Here is a 13167-nt window from a genome sequence, read left to right as displayed (position 1 = left end):
GATCATCCCCCGCTGCCAACCCCACGGGCCATGAGGCTTGCCATGAAGGGCAGGGTTGCAAAGGCGAGCAACTCCACATTTATTACCCAGCCGATCCGTTGGGCAGCGGCGGCGGAAAAGTTAGGGGTTTCACCTTTGCGCAGGGGAATGGCCCAGAGCACATAGGTAATGGTGGGATAAAGCGAAAGGGCACCGGCGCTGAGATAGATACCCACCTTCCACCAGAAAAGGGGATTTTCAGTGTAGAAATCAGCCCCTTGGCCGAAATAAAGCACCCGCAACACACCACTGCCGAGGAGCGTGAGGGCAGCAAGGCCGTAAACCACGTCGGTGATGATTAATTTTGTGGCGGTGCTGCGATCGGGGTTGGCACGAATCAAAAAGCGTTCGGCGGTGAGGGCTGCAAAACACAGCATGAAGCTCAGTTCATGGGCGTAGGCCATGCCCGCGCGGCTTACTACGGAAGCGTCCATCGAAACAATCCGATACCGCCGGGACAGTAACCGTTTATCAAGCCCACTGCGAGCAAGCCCACTACTTTTTGGAATTCAATTGCCTTAAGGCCTATCTTTTGTGGCTTTTCGTTGCAATGGTAAAGCATTTGTTAGTTGATTTTTGAGCTGGAAGCAATAACGAATAAAACATAAACTACTAAGCCTTTATGACGGTTTCTAGAAAATCAAACAGTTCCCCTAGGTTCAAATCAATGCCCCCGCCCAGGTTCGCTAATGAGCAGTTCACTCAGTGCCTTTCTTGGTGAGATTGGTAGGCATCAGCTACTCACCCCTGAACAGGAATTAACCCTTGGCCGCAAGGTGCAGGCCATGGCTCCCCTGCTGGAAAAAAGTGCAACTGAACTAACCGCAGATGAAAGGCGGCAACTGCGCTTGGGGGAAAGGGCTAAAAACCAGATGATCACTGCAAATTTACGTTTAGTTGTGAATCTGGCTAAGCGGTATCAAGGCAAGGGTTTAGATCTGCTCGACCTTATTCAAGAAGGCACCATTGGCCTCACCCGTGCGGTGGAAAAATATGATCCCACCCGCGGACACAGATTCAGTACATATGCCTATTGGTGGATTCGCCAGGGTTTAAATCGCGCCCTATCTACCCAAAGTCGTGCAATTAGAATTCCGGTGAATGTGAATGAAAAACTAACCAAACTTCGGGCGGCAAAAGCGCGTTTGCTTCAAGCCACCGGCAGGCCCCCCTCCAGCAGCGATTTGGCTGATTGCCTCAAACTTCCTCTCGATGAAGTGGAAGATCTCCTCGGCTGTGAATTGCGCAGCATCACCGTTAGTTTGCAGGGGGTGGTGAAATCAAAATCCGATCCCTCCGAACTGCTCGACCTATTGGCCAGTGAAGAGATCCCACCGATGGAGCGGGCTGAACAGGATGAGCGCTCCCAGGCGGTATGGACCCTCCTCGATGAATCAAGCCTCACCCCTAAGGAGCGCACTGTTGTGATGCTGCGTTTCGGCCTTGATGGCAGCAATGAATGGCGCACCTTGGCAGAGGTGGCAAGGCAGATGGGTTGCAGCCGCGAATATTGCCGTCAGGTGGTGCAAAGGTCCCTGCGTAAATTGCGCCGTGCCGGGATTCAATCTGGTTTGGTGGAAGCCACTGGCACTTTCGGTTGATGTCTAAATTGCTGCAATGGCCCCTCCTGCTTCCACGCTCAATCCAGATCAGCTGGAGCAGCTGGAGCTGTTCCTCAAGGATTGGCTGCGCCATAGCGGTCGCACCCAGGCGGATTTAAGGCGCTCCCTTAGGGCTGGCTCGATTCGTATGCCAGCCCTATTGCAGGAGCTGCAACGCACGGTGATGCAAGCCGGTGTGGTGGGTTTAGCCGAAAGGCTTTGCAGCATCGAGGCTGAATGGCAGCACCACAGCCCGCCGGTAGTTGGCGAGGAATTAGCCCAGCTCGATCTGCTCCTTCAATCGATTCGTAACGACGCCAGCTGAACCTTTTTGGGGCAAAGTGGCTGTAGTTGATTGGGAACTGAACTTGGCTTCTATTTTTTGCCGCTTAGCACTCAGTTTCTTGGGTGCGTTGGTTTTAATTCCTGGTGCGGTTTTGGCCCAATCCGAGAGTTATCTCCTGGGGCCTGGTTCAAATGTTGGGCCCGCCTCAACGCTGAAAACCGTCAATTGCGTTACCAATCCAGATGGTTCCACCACCTGCGACACGCGCATTGAAAATCCAGCGGGCGACACCCAGGCAAAGCCCCAAACCAATTATTTCAATAATTGAGCAAAATGTTGCTCCAATTTTTTAGAAACGACCAACTTTTTCAACGGGGTTTGAGCCGCTTCCAGCGGGCCCTAGCCAAGGTGCTAGCCATCGCCATGGTGGTTGTGATAATCGCTGCCACTATTCAGCTGTTGGTTGTTATTGGCACTGAGGTGTCACCGGGCAATAGTCCCCTGTTAGGCCATGAATTAGAGCGGGTTTTGGGCGATGTGCTCGCTTTGTTAATCACCATCGAAGTGCTGGAAAATATCACCGCCTATCTCAAAGATCACAGGATTCAGGTGGAGTTGGTGTTGGCAACCGCCATCACAGCAATGGCCCGCAAGATCATTGTTTTACCGGCGGATGTGGGCGGTAAGCCCCTTCTTGTGGCAAGCCTTGGCCTTGGCACCTTGGCCCTGTGTGCCGCCTATTGGTTGATTAGCCGTGGTGGCAATCAACTCAAGGCTTGATTACATCAGCTAATCCATTTGCTTTCAGCACCGTTTGAACACCGGCATGAAACGGGCTCCAATTCAAATTTTGCACCCGATCTAAAACCCCTTGGCTGCATCCCATCGCGATCAGCTGGCCATCGGCCTGCATTGCTTTTGCGTAGGCATCAACCATGCTGCGCAACAGATTTAATTTGTCTTGCCTTTCAGCCGCAGCGCTGGGGCCCGTAGCAAGCCAGGCGCGGCTCACCTGTTCACCAACCATCTCATCGCGGTCGGCCTTCGGCACCCGGCGGCACACATCCATGGCCTGGGCTGCTTCTGCCATGGTTTGCTTTGCCGCTTGGGCATGCACCTCTGGGCAAGCAAAGCAAAGGGCCAACAGTGCTAAAAGGGGAATTTTCATTTCAAAAAGCTAGGGGTTGAACTGTTCTATTGCCATCAATTTTGGCTCAACGAACAGGGTGAGCCACAGGCAACCGCCGCTGCCACTGCAAGCTTCCACCCGATGGCAACGGTGGGGGGCGATCCAAAACCAATCCCCTGCCCCAAGGTTGCGGGCCGTGGGTTCATCGGCAAAACGCAGTTGCGCACTGCCTGTTAGAAGGGCAACCCACTCCCCCATGGGCTGGTTGTACCACTGGCCGGAAGGGGTGCTGGCAGCAACTGAATGGATTAATTCCAAGCGCAAACCCTTGCCCTCCAGCAATAACTGCACCCGTTCGCCGCCTGGTGGCGGCGCTGCACTGGCCCAAAGGTTGTTTACAGCCGCATTTGTTTGCAATATTGGTTCTCCCCAGCGTTGCCCGATCTGTAGACCCTGTTCTGCAGCGAGGGCTACCACCTCCAGGTGATTGCTGCAGGCGCTTAGGCGTTCTCGCAGTTGGGGATTGCCCTCAATCAGTGCCACCAGCTGGTTGAGTTGTGCCACCTTCTCTAGAAACTGTTGCAGCTGCTCCTCAGCCATGGGGATAGGCCGTTAGTTGATGATGGTTGAGTGTGCCTGCCCGTGTAATCCAACGGCAGAGATAAGCGACTTAAAATCGCTCCAGTGCGGGTTCGAATCCCGCCACGGGCACCACTTAAAAACCAGCTCTTCCAGGAGTACCCCTTGCCTTTTCAGCACCTGCTCTCCCAGCTGCCCCAAGGCACCCTGCTGGTGTTTCTGGCCTATGGCCTTCTGGCTGGTGCCTATCTGCTGGTGGTGCCGCTGCTGCTTTTTCTTTGGATGAATCAACGCTGGCACCTGATGGGCAAATTTGAACGCACTTTTGTTTACGGCTTGGTGTTCCTATTTTTTCCGGGCTTAATCCTTTTTGCTCCCTTCCTCAACCTGCGCCTTCAAGGTCAGGGTGAGGCTTGATCGCCATGACCAGAGCCCGTGCCCTATGGCTTTGCTTAGCGGTATTTGTGCTTGGTGGTTTGGGTTACTGGGGCTTTAAAGCCGCAGGCCTGGGCGGCATTGATGCCGGTATCGCCGCAGAGGCAGTTCTTGTGCTTTTGGTTGTGGGTTGGACCGGCAGCTACCTGTTCAGGGTGGTTACTGGCCGCATGACCTTCATGGAGCAAAGGCGCCGCTATCGCACTGCCTACGACGCCCTAACCACCGAACAGCTGCGCGAGCGTTTTGAAAGCCTTTCCCCAGAGGAGCAGCAGGCCCTGCTCAAGGAAGTGGGTCAATGAAATCTGCTATTTCCAGTTGTTTTGAGCGCTTGCGGGCCGAGGGTCGTTGCGCCCTGATGCCGTTCCTCACCGCCGGAGACCCAAATCTCGCCACCACTAGGGCTGCTCTGCTGGCCCTCCAGGAGGCTGGCGCAGATTTGGTGGAACTGGGGATCCCCTATAGCGATCCTTTGGCTGATGGGCCCGTTATTCAAGCGGCGGCTGGCCGCGCCTTGGCTGCTGGTACCACCCTTGCTGGTGTTTTAGAGCTGCTCAGCAGCCTTAAAGGAGAGCTGGAGCTGCCAGTGGTGTTATTCACCTACAGCAATCCACTTTTAAATTGTGGAATGGAGAGTTTCTGCCAACAGGCTGCCGCTGCAGGGGCAGCGGGGCTATTGGTGCCTGATTTACCCCTGGAGGAGGCGGAGCGTCTTTCACCCATAGCAGCAGCGGCAGGGCTTGATTTAGTGCTGCTCGTTGCCCCCACCACCCCACCGCAACGGATGGCCCGCATCGTTGCAGCCAGCAGGGGCTTTACCTATTTGGTGAGTGTTACGGGGGTTACGGGGGAACGCAGCCAAATGGAAACAAGGGTTGCTGGCTTAGTGCAGCAAATCAAGGCCTTAGGTTCCACCCCTGTGGCGGTGGGATTTGGCATCTCAGGGGTGGAACAAGCAGTGCAGGTGCGCGATTGGGGCGCCGATGGCGCCATCGTTGGTAGTGCCTTGGTAAAACGCATGGCTTTGGCTGAGCCTGTTGCCGCTGCCCAGCAGTTCTGCAGCGAATTGCGCACAGCCCTTGATAGTTAAATAAGCAGCAGCGGTTTCTTTTTTGGCCATGCGTTTTGTGCTCTGGGGCACCTATTGCTCCAATGCCCTTGAGGCCCGCACCCCCTATCGGGAGCAGCACCTAGCTGGTTTAAGGCATCAAAAAGAAGAAGGGATTTTGATTACCCTTGGCCCCACAGAAACAACCAGCCATGTGTTTGGCATCTATGAAGCTGAAACAAAACTCCAGGTGGAAGAACTAATCAAAAACGATATCTACTGGCTTCAAGGTATTTGGACTGCCTTTGAAATCTATCCATGGATCCAAGCCCTATGAAGGCCAGTTATTGAGAGCCTGTTGCCACACCCATTCGCCCACAGCATCGGCGCCATCAGGGCCGAGAAGGGCTCCATAGGCACCCATTGAACCCTTGCCTTGGGTTGCAATGGCGCTGATGGCAGTTGCATCCAAAATGCCGTTCTTTTGCAATGCTGCCAGTTTTAATGTTTTAGCGCGGCGAATAATGTTGCCACCATTAATGTGGCAGCCGATGCAATATTGGTTAAATAATTGCTCACCGGAGCTGGCGGTGGGGGCAATTAGAAGCAGAAAGCTCAGCAGGAAAGAAAAAAATTTGTTCACCAGATTTGAAAGCTAGGTTTGCTGTATTTAGCCGTTTGAATACTCCAGCCCCGTTCAGTTAGTTGCCTTAATTCCCTATATAAATCAGCATCGCTACCACCGGCAAGCCAAGCTTTTTTTAAACGAGGTAAATCCTCTAATACCTTTGCCATTGGCATCTCAAGCAATAACAGATTGGTTTCTTCACCATGGCGTTGGATTGGTCCAAGGTTGGTTTGTTGCCAGAGCCTAAGCAGTAGATCGAGGGCTAAGGCCTCCCCCTGTTGGCCTGGATCGGCATCAGCGGCAATGGGTTCAGTTAATGATGCCCCGCCAATTGGTAGGCGGCGTTTGCCATTTTGATTAAGAAGGGCCAGGCAAACGAGATAGTGATCATTGGCCATGGCCTAATTGCTATCGCAAAACGACCCCTAAGGTTAGGGGCTCCAGATGGGCAGATCAGCCTGGTGATGGCGCCACCTTTAGTTCTTGTGCATGGGCTCTGGGATCATCCCGCTGTTTTTAATCGTTTAAGGGCATATCTCGCCCCTGCAGAGTTTGAAATTTTTTGCCCCCACCTGCCCCATCGCTTGGGCGACACGCCATTAATTGCTTTAGCTGAGCAATTAGAGCAGCAATTGCAGCTCCGTTATGGAGCGGAGCAACCCCTAAATGTGTTGGGTTTTTCCATGGGTGGGTTGGTGCTGCGTTGCTGGTTGCAGCTTCTAGGGGGAAACCAGCGCACCAAACGTTTTGTGAGCATTGGCAGCCCCCACCAAGGCACGATTACGGCCCTGCCCTGTCCCCGTTGGCTTTTACCTGGAATTGCCGATATGAAACCTGGCAGCCCATTGCTCAACTCACTTAATGCCAACCTGCACTGCCTCGATGGCGTGGAATGCCACAGCTTTTATTGCTTGCTGGATGCCATGGTGATGCCCTACTGGAGTGCCGCCCTAGCGGTGGGCAGTGTGCAGCGTTTACCCGTGTGGAATCACCGTCAACTGATTAGTTCAGCTGGTGCCTTGGCTCCTGTGGCGGCATTGCTATTGCTCAACGGGGGTGATGTTGGGAACAATCAAGAGGAATAGGCACCACCAGGCCAGCACCAGCACGGCAACGGCAGCGGTTAACCACCAAATGTGCAGCACTAGCCAACTGGTGGTGATAGCAACCGTGCCCGTGAGCAGGATTGTCCAGGGTTGACACCACCAGGGTTTCAACGACCAAAAGGGATGGGCCATGCTGAAAAATGAATAATCGGATGCAGCTAATTGTGAACGGAATTTTTGAAGCTAGGGATGCTGAGCGGCTCTGTTTCCCAGCAACTGAACGTAATCGCGAAGCTATTGCGCTTGTGTTGGAACAATTGTTGCCGCAGGCTGGTTTGGTCTTGGAAATCGCCAGTGGCAGTGGCGAACATCTTTGCTATTTGCAGCAGCGATTTAGCAGCAGCCACCCTGATTTGCGCTGGCGCGGTAGCGACCCTGAACCGGCCCATCGAGCCAGCATTGCGGCTTGGGCCAAGCATTTTGGTTTAGCTGCCATGGCGGCTCCGCTTGAGCTTGATGCCATGGCGGCCCATTGGCCAAACCTTGGCGAACAGCCAGCTTTGCTGCTTTGCATCAACATGATCCATATCGCCCCATGGGCCGCCACCGAGGGACTGTTCGCCCATGGGGCGCAGCTTTTACTGCCGGGGAATTTGCTCGTGCTCTATGGCCCCTTCCGTGAAGTTGGCTTGCCGCTAAGCCCAAGTAATCAAGCTTTTGATAACTCCTTGCAGGAGCGAGATCCAAGTTGGGGGCTTCGCTGCCTTGGGGAGGTGAGCAGCCTTGCCCAGCACCATGGTTTTGAACTGTTTGGCCGTTGGCCGATGCCAGCAAACAACCTCACCGTTGCATTTCAACGCTGCTAGAGCTCACGATGCAGCTCCACTGCACTGCTTTTACCTGATCGCGGCGCCAGGAATGGAATAACTCTGGTTCAGCCACTGTGCAGAGGGGGCAGCTGCTGATTTGCGCTTCCGTAAGGCCCAGTTGCTTCAGTTGCCACCAGGCAGCCCTGCGGATATCTAAGCGATCGCAGCCAGGCTTTGAATCTGGCAGCACCGCAGCAATAGCCTGCAGCTGCTCAATTTCGCCCAATTGGCTGCTCACCTGCCTTTCCACTTGGTAGTTGGGCCCGCTTACGGCCGGTCCCAGCGCCACTAGTAAATCTTTGCGTTTGCTACCGGCTTCTTCCATTTGCTGGATTGCTTCTTTGAGGATGCCGCCCGCTACCCCACGCCAGCCTGCATGGCAGGCGGCTACCCGGCCAGTGGCGGCATCGGCCAGCAGCACAGGGGTGCAATCAGCACCACACACCCACAAACTTTGCCCTCCTTTTGTGCTCACTAACCCATCGGCCTCCGGCCATGGCGGTTGGCTGGCCTGGGGGGCTGGGAGCACCAAGGCGCTATGGATCTGTTGGGGGCGATGCACGCTCACCCCAGAGCTCACATAGCCCACGAGCTCCTCTGGGCCGCGGCCATGCCATTGGCGCGTGAAAAAGCCGTGTTCAAATTCCTCAAGTTGGTTGCATTGCAGGTAGTAGCCGCCGTAGGTGCCAATCCAGGTCCAGCCGGGAATGTTGTTGAAACCTTTATCGGGTTTGTTAAACGGGCCCTCAGCCATCGGCTAGATCTCGCAATAACCAAAAGCCAGAAAAGTTGCTCACTGCCTCGCTGCTTTGCACCGCCAAAAATTGCAAGCCGCCGGCATTGCTGCGGGCTTCATTCAATACCTGCTTAGCGGCATCTGCCGCCTCTGGCGCTAGGTCACTAACCAACCAGCGATCCTCAATGCCTGCTTCCAGCACTAGTTGTTGATCGCGAACTTCCAAGCGCACAGGTTCAAGGCCGCTTAACCAACCCGCTAGGGCTAGGGCACGGCTGGGGCTAAATAACCTCACGCCAGGAATCGATGCAGCTTTTGATAGCTCAGGTAGGGGAATCAAGCCGGCAAAATCGATCGGCCATTGGTTTGCCTCCGCCAGGCTTGCAGCTGGAAGGCTGGCCCAGCTCCATTGGTCACCCCTTACCGCTTCCGGTAGGGGCAGGGCCAAGGGCTCGATGGGGCTTGGGGGTGGCGCTAAAGGACCAACCAAAAAGCCTTCCATGGCTGGATATACCGCTGCCTCCCGTTCTTGAATCCATTCGATTAGGCCATAGCAACGGCGGCTGCCGATCACCTCAAGGCCCAGGGGCTCTGCGGCCCGCTGCACCATCGTTCGCATCGATGGACGCCAGCAACGCAGCCGTGGAGCTATTTCAATGCCCTCGGCTTTCGCTTCGCTGATGGCATCGCTGAGGGCCTGGTTAAGCCACTGGGAATTAACGCTTTCAGCTGGGCAAAAGCGCTGCCAGCGGAAGCTGTTATTGGAGCTATTCAGCAACAATTCCCAACGTTTTTTGCCGTTGGCATCTTGAAGGGGCCGGGAGTAGTAATCGAGCTCCCAATCCGCCGGCAGGCTATTCATCCCGCCGATTGTTCCTTTTGACGGATCATGTTGCGGGCGCGGTTAGCCCTGTCTTCTGCTTCTTTCATCACCTTTGCTTTATCAACCAGTAGTTCACCTGGTTGATTTTCTAGTAGGGCGGTGTTTAGGCCGATGCGACCACGGCCTGGATCCAATTCCATGATTAATGCCTGAATTGTTTCACCGGTTTCAAATGCCTCCCGCAGATCGCGCAGGGCACCACCGGTGATGCTGCTTTGGTGTAACAAACCACTCACGCCGCCAAGGTCTACAAAAAAGCCATAGGGCTTGAGGCTCACAACCTGGCCGCTCACCAACTGGCCAACTTCTAAGTTGGCAAATTTGGCGCTGGTGGAAGCTTTCTTTTCTGATAGCACCAGCTTGCGTGTTTCGGGATTTACTTCAAGGAAGGCAACCCCAATTGTTTTACCCACAAGGGCTTCATGGTTTTCGCCATCTTCTAATTGAGAGCGGGGAATAAAGCCCCTTAACCCCTCCAGATCGCAGGTGCAGCCGCCGCGGTTAAAGCCTGTGAGCTTCACTTGAACAACCTTGCCGTCTTTTTCTAACTGGCGCACTTTTTCCCAAGCCTGGCGCAGGGCTAGGGCCCTACAGCTAATCGTTACCATTCCATCGGCATTTTGCTCGCGGGTAACAAGTACCTGCACCTCAATACCTTTGGGGAAACGGGTTTTTAGCTCGGTTATTACACCGAGGCCACATTCGGCTTTTGGCATAAATCCCGGAGCCTTGCCACCGATATCTACGTAGATGCCATCACTTTCATGGGCGATCACGGTGCCCGTAACCACATCGCCGGTGGCACCGATCGGTTCGTTTTCGTCTAGGGCGGCAAGGAAAGCTTCTTCATCAAAATCAAAATCATCAACTTGCCTGCGGCTGCTGCTAACGGCTTGAGGCTCCCGTTTCTTTTCTGCAGCACCAAGAAGATCGGCCATGGTGAGGCCCTCCATATCGTTGCTGGTGCTGCGCCCTTCAAAGCTTGGTTTGGGCTGCACCTTGCTGGCTGCAACTTGAGCCTTAGCTTCCACTGCTGCTTGTTCCGCAGCCTCTTTTAAGCGGCGATCCTCCTCTTCTTTTTTGCTGATATGCAGGATTGCCAGGGGCTTCCTGATGGGGGCAGCGGGGCTGGTGCGGGGTGTGTCGCTGCCGGGGGACGCCATGATCCAGGGTTAATGCGATCCCACACTCTAGGCAGCGCCACACACCCAATGGTTAGCAATCGCCAGCTTGATCAACTTTCCTGGCCTGCGGTGCAGGCGGCCGGGTCGACCGTAGGCAGCACTTTGGTTTTGCCGATTGGGGCTGTGGAACAACACGGCCCCCATCTGCCCCTTGGCACCGATGCCTTGTTTGCTGAGGCGGTAATTGATCGAGTGCTGGCTGCGCTACCAGCCGATTTGCCGATTTGGCGGTTACCAACCTTGAGTTATGGCTTTTCCCCGGAGCACCTGGGTTTCCCTGGAACCGTTTCCTTAAGTGCGGAAACGCTGCTGGCCCAGCTCAAGGCCTTGGCTGCTATGGCAGCAAGCGCTGGTTTTCAACGCTTGGTTTTTTTTAATGGCCATGGCGGTCAAATTGCTTTGCTCCAGGTGGCTGCCCGTGAAATCCAGCAGCAGCTGCCCCAGTTGGCACTTTTGCCTTGGTTCCTCTGGAGCGGTCCCCAAGGGGTGTTGGAAATTATTCCCGAGCCTGAACGCAGCCAAGGGCTCCATGGGGGCAGGCTTGAAACCAGCTTGATGCTTGCCCTCTTTCCCCATCTGGTGGGCCCCTTGCCCGCCCCTGAACCCCTGCCGCAGCCGCCCCAGGGCCTTTCCCTGGAGGGGCCAGTTCCCACCGCCTGGCAAACCCGTTGCATCAGCGCCAACGGCGTGGTGGGCAATCCCAATGGGGCTAGCGCTGGGGAGGGCGAATTGCTGTTAAGGGGGTTGGTAGAGGGCTGGTGTGAGCTTTTCCAAAGCCTCGTTCAAAGCAGGTGGCCCCAATTACCCTCGGAGCTAAGTACAGTGCAGCGTCATACCTTTGCTACTAAGCCGTAATGGCAAGCTCCGTGCTGGTTCCCTCTATTGCAGATGGCTTGCCTGATTTCAGCAGCGAGGCATACAAATCCGCCTACAGCCGCATAAACGCGATCGTTATCGAAGGTGAGCAGGAAGCCCACGACAACTACATCTCCTTAGGCAGCTTGATACCCACCCAGGTTGAGGAATTGGCTCAGTTGGCCCGCATGGAGCTCAAGCACATGAAGGGTTTTCAAGCCTGCGGTAAAAATTTGGGGGTTGAGGCAGACATGGCCTTTGCTAAAACGTTTTTTGCGCCATTACACAACAACTTCAAGCAAGCCTTGGCGGCAAATCAGGTTGTTACCTGCCTGGTGATCCAGGCCCTGATGATTGAAGCATTTGCCATTGCCGCTTATCACATCTATATCCCAGTGGCCGACCCATTTGCGCGCAAAATAACCGAAGGGGTGGTGAAGGATGAATACACCCATCTCAACTATGGCCAGGAATGGCTGAAGGCAAATTTTGAATCCAGCCGCAGTGAAATCGAGCAGGCAAATCGCACAAACCTGCCGATCATTCGCCGCATGTTGGAGCAGGTTGCAAACGATGCAGCCGAACTTCACATGGAAAAGGAAAGTTTGATTGAGGATTTCTTGATCGCTTACCAAGAAGCCTTGATGGAGATCGGTTTTAGCCCCCGCGATCTGGCCCGCATGAGTGCAGCGGCCCTTGTGTCCTAGGTGTTGCTTTCTGCCTCTTGGTGTCGTGGGACACTATTGATCAATTCAATGCCCGCACCCTGTGCTGGTGGGCAAAGGGAATAGAACATGTTTGGTTTGATCGGTCACTCAAGCAGTTTCAGTGAGGCACGCCTCAAGGCCCGCGACCTGGGCTTTGAAGACCTTGCCGATGGGGAACTTGATATTTGGTGCAGCGCACCGCCCCAGCTGCTTGAAACATTTGAAGTAACAAGTAATACCGGTAAAACAATCCAAGGCACCTACATAGATTCTTGCTTTGTGCCTGAAATGCTCAGCCGTTTTAAAACGGCCACGCGCAAGGTACAAAACGCTATGGAATTGGCTCAAAAAAGAGGTATCAATATCACCGCGTTAGGTGGATTTACCTCAATTATTTTTGAGAATTTCAACCTTGCTAAATTTCAACAAATTCGATCCACCCTTCTGCAGTGGGAGCGTTTCACCACCGGTAACACCCACACCGCCTGGGTTATCTGCCGCCAGGTAGAACAAAATGCCCCTTTGATGGGCATCGATCTAGCAAAAGCGCGGGTGGCTGTGGTGGGTGCCACCGGCGATATCGGCAGTGCGGTTTGCCGTTGGTTGAGCCGCCGCAGCGGTGTGGCTGATTTGCTTTTGGTGGCCCGCCAGCAGCAAAGGCTCAACGACCTGCGCACGGAACTCGGCGGCGGTGAAGTTCTTTCCCTGGAGGAGGCACTGCCTGAGGCTGATGTGGTGGTGTGGGTTGCTTCTCTGCCCCAAACCCTCACGATCGATTCAGCCAGTTTGCGAAAGCCTTGTTTGATGATTGATGGCGGCTACCCAAAAAATTTGGATGGCAAGGTTAACTCCCCCCATGTGAATGTGCTGAAGGGTGGGATTGTTGAATTTGCCCGAGATATTGGCTGGCAAATGATGGAAATGGCAGAAATGGCTAACCCGCGTCGCCAGTTGTTTGCCTGTTTTGCTGAGGCAATGCTGCTTGAATTTGAAGATTGGCATACTAATTTCAGCTGGGGCCGCAACAACATCACCCTCGAGGCGATGGAACAGATAGGTGCAGCATCAATCCGCCACGGATTTTCTGTATTGGGATTGGATGCAGCATCAATTTCACCCCTGCCAATTGCAGCTTGAAGACC

General features: G+C 54.4%; 22 protein-coding genes and 1 tRNA gene. 14 read left to right on the top strand and 9 right to left on the bottom strand.

The window, feature by feature from the left end; translation table 11 throughout:
- Positions 1–2 precede the first annotated feature (2 nt).
- The gene (locus KBY68_RS05625) at positions 3–473 is read right to left on the bottom strand and encodes a DUF2214 family protein (RefSeq protein ID WP_106500083.1); all 471 of its coding nucleotides are present in this window, start codon (positions 471–473) and stop codon (positions 3–5) included.
- Positions 474–728: 255 nt separating this feature from the next.
- On the opposite strand from KBY68_RS05625, the gene KBY68_RS05620 reads away from it, so the two are divergent.
- From KBY68_RS05620 to KBY68_RS05605, 4 genes are read left to right on the top strand one after another with little or no spacing between them, the layout of a single operon-like run.
- Positions 729–1640: a sigma-70 family RNA polymerase sigma factor gene (locus KBY68_RS05620; RefSeq protein WP_106500082.1), complete on the top strand. Its 912-nt coding sequence runs from the start codon at positions 729–731 to the stop codon at positions 1638–1640.
- A 16-nt stretch (positions 1641–1656) separates the two neighbouring features.
- Positions 1657–1965 carry a hypothetical protein gene (locus KBY68_RS05615; protein WP_106500081.1) on the top strand — a complete coding sequence of 103 codons (309 nt, stop codon included), beginning with the start codon at positions 1657–1659 and terminating at the stop codon, positions 1963–1965.
- Positions 1966–1981: 16 nt separating this feature from the next.
- The gene (locus tag KBY68_RS05610) at positions 1982–2254 is read left to right on the top strand and encodes a hypothetical protein (RefSeq protein WP_315855649.1); all 273 of its coding nucleotides are present in this window, start codon (positions 1982–1984) and stop codon (positions 2252–2254) included.
- Positions 2255–2259: 5 nt separating this feature from the next.
- Positions 2260–2706, top strand: coding sequence for a phosphate-starvation-inducible PsiE family protein (locus KBY68_RS05605; protein WP_255096246.1), 447 nt, complete (start codon positions 2260–2262; stop codon positions 2704–2706).
- On the opposite strand, the gene KBY68_RS05600 is transcribed toward KBY68_RS05605, so the two are convergent.
- Complete coding sequence (locus KBY68_RS05600) at positions 2696–3094, bottom strand: hypothetical protein (RefSeq protein ID WP_255096245.1); 399 nt, start codon at positions 3092–3094, stop codon at positions 2696–2698. The two genes, KBY68_RS05605 and KBY68_RS05600, sit on opposite strands and share 11 nt — an antisense overlap.
- Positions 3095–3103: 9 nt before the next feature.
- On the bottom strand, positions 3104–3655 hold the full coding sequence (locus KBY68_RS05595) for a Nif11 domain/cupin domain-containing protein (RefSeq protein WP_255096244.1): 552 nt from the start codon (positions 3653–3655) through the stop codon (positions 3104–3106).
- 38 nt (positions 3656–3693) lie between these two features.
- Here KBY68_RS05595 and KBY68_RS05590 point away from each other — a divergent pair.
- The 5 genes from KBY68_RS05590 to KBY68_RS05570 all read left to right on the top strand — a co-directional run bounded on the left by KBY68_RS05590 (position 3694) and on the right by KBY68_RS05570 (position 5454).
- Positions 3694–3769: transfer RNA gene (locus KBY68_RS05590), tRNA-Leu, on the top strand.
- Between the two features lie 30 nt (positions 3770–3799).
- Positions 3800–4051, top strand: a complete 252-nt coding sequence (locus KBY68_RS05585) for an NAD(P)H-quinone oxidoreductase subunit L (RefSeq protein WP_255096314.1) — start codon at positions 3800–3802, stop codon at positions 4049–4051.
- Between the two features lie 5 nt (positions 4052–4056).
- Positions 4057–4371, top strand: a complete 315-nt coding sequence (locus KBY68_RS05580; protein ID WP_106500075.1) for a DUF3007 family protein — start codon at positions 4057–4059, stop codon at positions 4369–4371.
- Positions 4368–5159 carry a tryptophan synthase subunit alpha gene (gene trpA, locus KBY68_RS05575; protein WP_255096243.1) on the top strand — a complete coding sequence of 264 codons (792 nt, stop codon included), beginning with the start codon at positions 4368–4370 and terminating at the stop codon, positions 5157–5159. Before KBY68_RS05580 ends, trpA begins: the two co-directional genes overlap by 4 nt.
- A 28-nt stretch (positions 5160–5187) precedes the next feature.
- Positions 5188–5454, top strand: a complete 267-nt coding sequence (locus KBY68_RS05570; protein WP_255096242.1) for a YciI family protein — start codon at positions 5188–5190, stop codon at positions 5452–5454.
- Here the strand turns inward: KBY68_RS05570 and KBY68_RS05565 are convergent.
- Entirely contained in the window at positions 5449–5760 is a 312-nt protein-coding gene (locus KBY68_RS05565) for a c-type cytochrome (RefSeq protein ID WP_255096240.1), read from the bottom strand. The two genes, KBY68_RS05570 and KBY68_RS05565, sit on opposite strands and share 6 nt — an antisense overlap.
- Positions 5757–6143 (bottom strand): DUF8680 family protein, encoded by a 387-nt coding sequence (locus tag KBY68_RS05560; RefSeq protein WP_255096239.1) that lies wholly within the window; start codon positions 6141–6143, stop codon positions 5757–5759. Before KBY68_RS05560 ends, KBY68_RS05565 begins: the two co-directional genes overlap by 4 nt.
- 66 nt (positions 6144–6209) lie before the next feature.
- Here KBY68_RS05560 and KBY68_RS05555 point away from each other — a divergent pair, with 66 nt between their 5' ends.
- Positions 6210–6830, top strand: coding sequence for an esterase/lipase family protein (locus tag KBY68_RS05555; RefSeq protein WP_255096238.1), 621 nt, complete (start codon positions 6210–6212; stop codon positions 6828–6830).
- Here KBY68_RS05555 and KBY68_RS05550 read toward each other — a convergent pair.
- The gene (locus KBY68_RS05550; RefSeq protein ID WP_255096237.1) at positions 6786–6983 is read right to left on the bottom strand and encodes a DUF6737 family protein; all 198 of its coding nucleotides are present in this window, start codon (positions 6981–6983) and stop codon (positions 6786–6788) included. The two genes, KBY68_RS05555 and KBY68_RS05550, sit on opposite strands and share 45 nt — an antisense overlap.
- Positions 6984–7003: 20 nt before the next feature.
- On the opposite strand from KBY68_RS05550, the gene KBY68_RS05545 reads away from it, so the two are divergent.
- Positions 7004–7657, top strand: a complete 654-nt coding sequence (locus tag KBY68_RS05545; RefSeq protein ID WP_255096236.1) for a DUF938 domain-containing protein — start codon at positions 7004–7006, stop codon at positions 7655–7657.
- Here the strand turns inward: KBY68_RS05545 and pgeF are convergent.
- The 3 genes from pgeF to KBY68_RS05530 are packed head-to-tail and all read right to left on the bottom strand — an operon-like array spanning position 7632 to position 10442.
- Positions 7632–8414, bottom strand: coding sequence for a peptidoglycan editing factor PgeF (pgeF, locus tag KBY68_RS05540; protein WP_255096235.1), 783 nt, complete (start codon positions 8412–8414; stop codon positions 7632–7634). The two genes, KBY68_RS05545 and pgeF, sit on opposite strands and share 26 nt — an antisense overlap.
- A complete protein-coding gene (locus KBY68_RS05535) occupies positions 8407–9258 on the bottom strand; it encodes a Tab2/Atab2 family RNA-binding protein (protein ID WP_255096234.1) in 852 nt (283 codons plus the stop codon). The genes pgeF and KBY68_RS05535 overlap by 8 nt, the downstream gene beginning before the upstream one ends.
- Entirely contained in the window at positions 9255–10442 is a 1188-nt protein-coding gene (locus KBY68_RS05530) for a S1 RNA-binding domain-containing protein (protein WP_255096233.1), read from the bottom strand. The genes KBY68_RS05535 and KBY68_RS05530 overlap by 4 nt, the downstream gene beginning before the upstream one ends.
- A gap of 48 nt (positions 10443–10490) precedes the next feature.
- Here KBY68_RS05530 and KBY68_RS05525 point away from each other — a divergent pair, with 48 nt between their 5' ends.
- The 3 genes from KBY68_RS05525 (at position 10491) to KBY68_RS05515 (ending at position 13162) form a co-directional block, all read left to right on the top strand.
- Positions 10491–11318: a creatininase family protein gene (locus tag KBY68_RS05525; protein WP_255096232.1), complete on the top strand. Its 828-nt coding sequence runs from the start codon at positions 10491–10493 to the stop codon at positions 11316–11318.
- Entirely contained in the window at positions 11318–12025 is a 708-nt protein-coding gene (locus KBY68_RS05520) for an aldehyde oxygenase (deformylating) (protein WP_255096231.1), read from the top strand. Before KBY68_RS05525 ends, KBY68_RS05520 begins: the two co-directional genes overlap by 1 nt.
- An 87-nt stretch (positions 12026–12112) precedes the next feature.
- Positions 12113–13162 carry a long-chain acyl-[acyl-carrier-protein] reductase gene (locus tag KBY68_RS05515; RefSeq protein WP_255096229.1) on the top strand — a complete coding sequence of 350 codons (1050 nt, stop codon included), beginning with the start codon at positions 12113–12115 and terminating at the stop codon, positions 13160–13162.
- Positions 13163–13167: the final 5 nt, after the last annotated feature.

This window comes from Synechococcus lacustris Maggiore-St4-Slac (assembly GCF_024345595.1).
Taxonomy (GTDB): domain Bacteria; phylum Cyanobacteriota; class Cyanobacteriia; order PCC-6307; family Cyanobiaceae; genus Synechococcus_D; species Synechococcus_D lacustris.
The sequence above is the reverse complement of the archived record's forward strand: the minus strand, read 5'-3'. Positions and strand labels throughout refer to the sequence as shown.

Excerpts from the sequence above, each read along its gene's own strand:
- KBY68_RS05545 (WP_255096236.1), top strand. The coding sequence starts at position 7,004 with ATGCAGCTAATTGTGAACGGAATTTTTGAAGCTAGGGATGCTGAGCGG.
- KBY68_RS05600 (WP_255096245.1), bottom strand. The coding sequence starts at position 3,094 with ATGAAAATTCCCCTTTTAGCACTGTTGGCCCTTTGCTTTGCTTGCCCA.
- KBY68_RS05515 (WP_255096229.1), top strand. The coding sequence starts at position 12,113 with ATGTTTGGTTTGATCGGTCACTCAAGCAGTTTCAGTGAGGCACGCCTC.
- KBY68_RS05560 (WP_255096239.1), bottom strand. The coding sequence starts at position 6,143 with ATGGCCAATGATCACTATCTCGTTTGCCTGGCCCTTCTTAATCAAAAT.
- KBY68_RS05595 (WP_255096244.1), bottom strand. The coding sequence starts at position 3,655 with ATGGCTGAGGAGCAGCTGCAACAGTTTCTAGAGAAGGTGGCACAACTC.
- KBY68_RS05580 (WP_106500075.1), top strand. The coding sequence starts at position 4,057 with ATGACCAGAGCCCGTGCCCTATGGCTTTGCTTAGCGGTATTTGTGCTT.
- KBY68_RS05530 (WP_255096233.1), bottom strand. The coding sequence starts at position 10,442 with ATGGCGTCCCCCGGCAGCGACACACCCCGCACCAGCCCCGCTGCCCCC.
- KBY68_RS05625 (WP_106500083.1), bottom strand. The coding sequence starts at position 473 with ATGGACGCTTCCGTAGTAAGCCGCGCGGGCATGGCCTACGCCCATGAA.
- KBY68_RS05520 (WP_255096231.1), top strand. The coding sequence starts at position 11,318 with ATGGCAAGCTCCGTGCTGGTTCCCTCTATTGCAGATGGCTTGCCTGAT.
- KBY68_RS05570 (WP_255096242.1), top strand. The coding sequence starts at position 5,188 with ATGCGTTTTGTGCTCTGGGGCACCTATTGCTCCAATGCCCTTGAGGCC.
- KBY68_RS05550 (WP_255096237.1), bottom strand. The coding sequence starts at position 6,983 with ATGGCCCATCCCTTTTGGTCGTTGAAACCCTGGTGGTGTCAACCCTGG.
- KBY68_RS05605 (WP_255096246.1), top strand. The coding sequence starts at position 2,260 with ATGTTGCTCCAATTTTTTAGAAACGACCAACTTTTTCAACGGGGTTTG.
- trpA (WP_255096243.1), top strand. The coding sequence starts at position 4,368 with ATGAAATCTGCTATTTCCAGTTGTTTTGAGCGCTTGCGGGCCGAGGGT.
- KBY68_RS05620 (WP_106500082.1), top strand. The coding sequence starts at position 729 with ATGAGCAGTTCACTCAGTGCCTTTCTTGGTGAGATTGGTAGGCATCAG.
- KBY68_RS05555 (WP_255096238.1), top strand. The coding sequence starts at position 6,210 with ATGGCGCCACCTTTAGTTCTTGTGCATGGGCTCTGGGATCATCCCGCT.
- KBY68_RS05535 (WP_255096234.1), bottom strand. The coding sequence starts at position 9,258 with ATGAATAGCCTGCCGGCGGATTGGGAGCTCGATTACTACTCCCGGCCC.
- KBY68_RS05525 (WP_255096232.1), top strand. The coding sequence starts at position 10,491 with ATGGTTAGCAATCGCCAGCTTGATCAACTTTCCTGGCCTGCGGTGCAG.
- KBY68_RS05615 (WP_106500081.1), top strand. The coding sequence starts at position 1,657 with ATGGCCCCTCCTGCTTCCACGCTCAATCCAGATCAGCTGGAGCAGCTG.
- pgeF (WP_255096235.1), bottom strand. The coding sequence starts at position 8,414 with ATGGCTGAGGGCCCGTTTAACAAACCCGATAAAGGTTTCAACAACATT.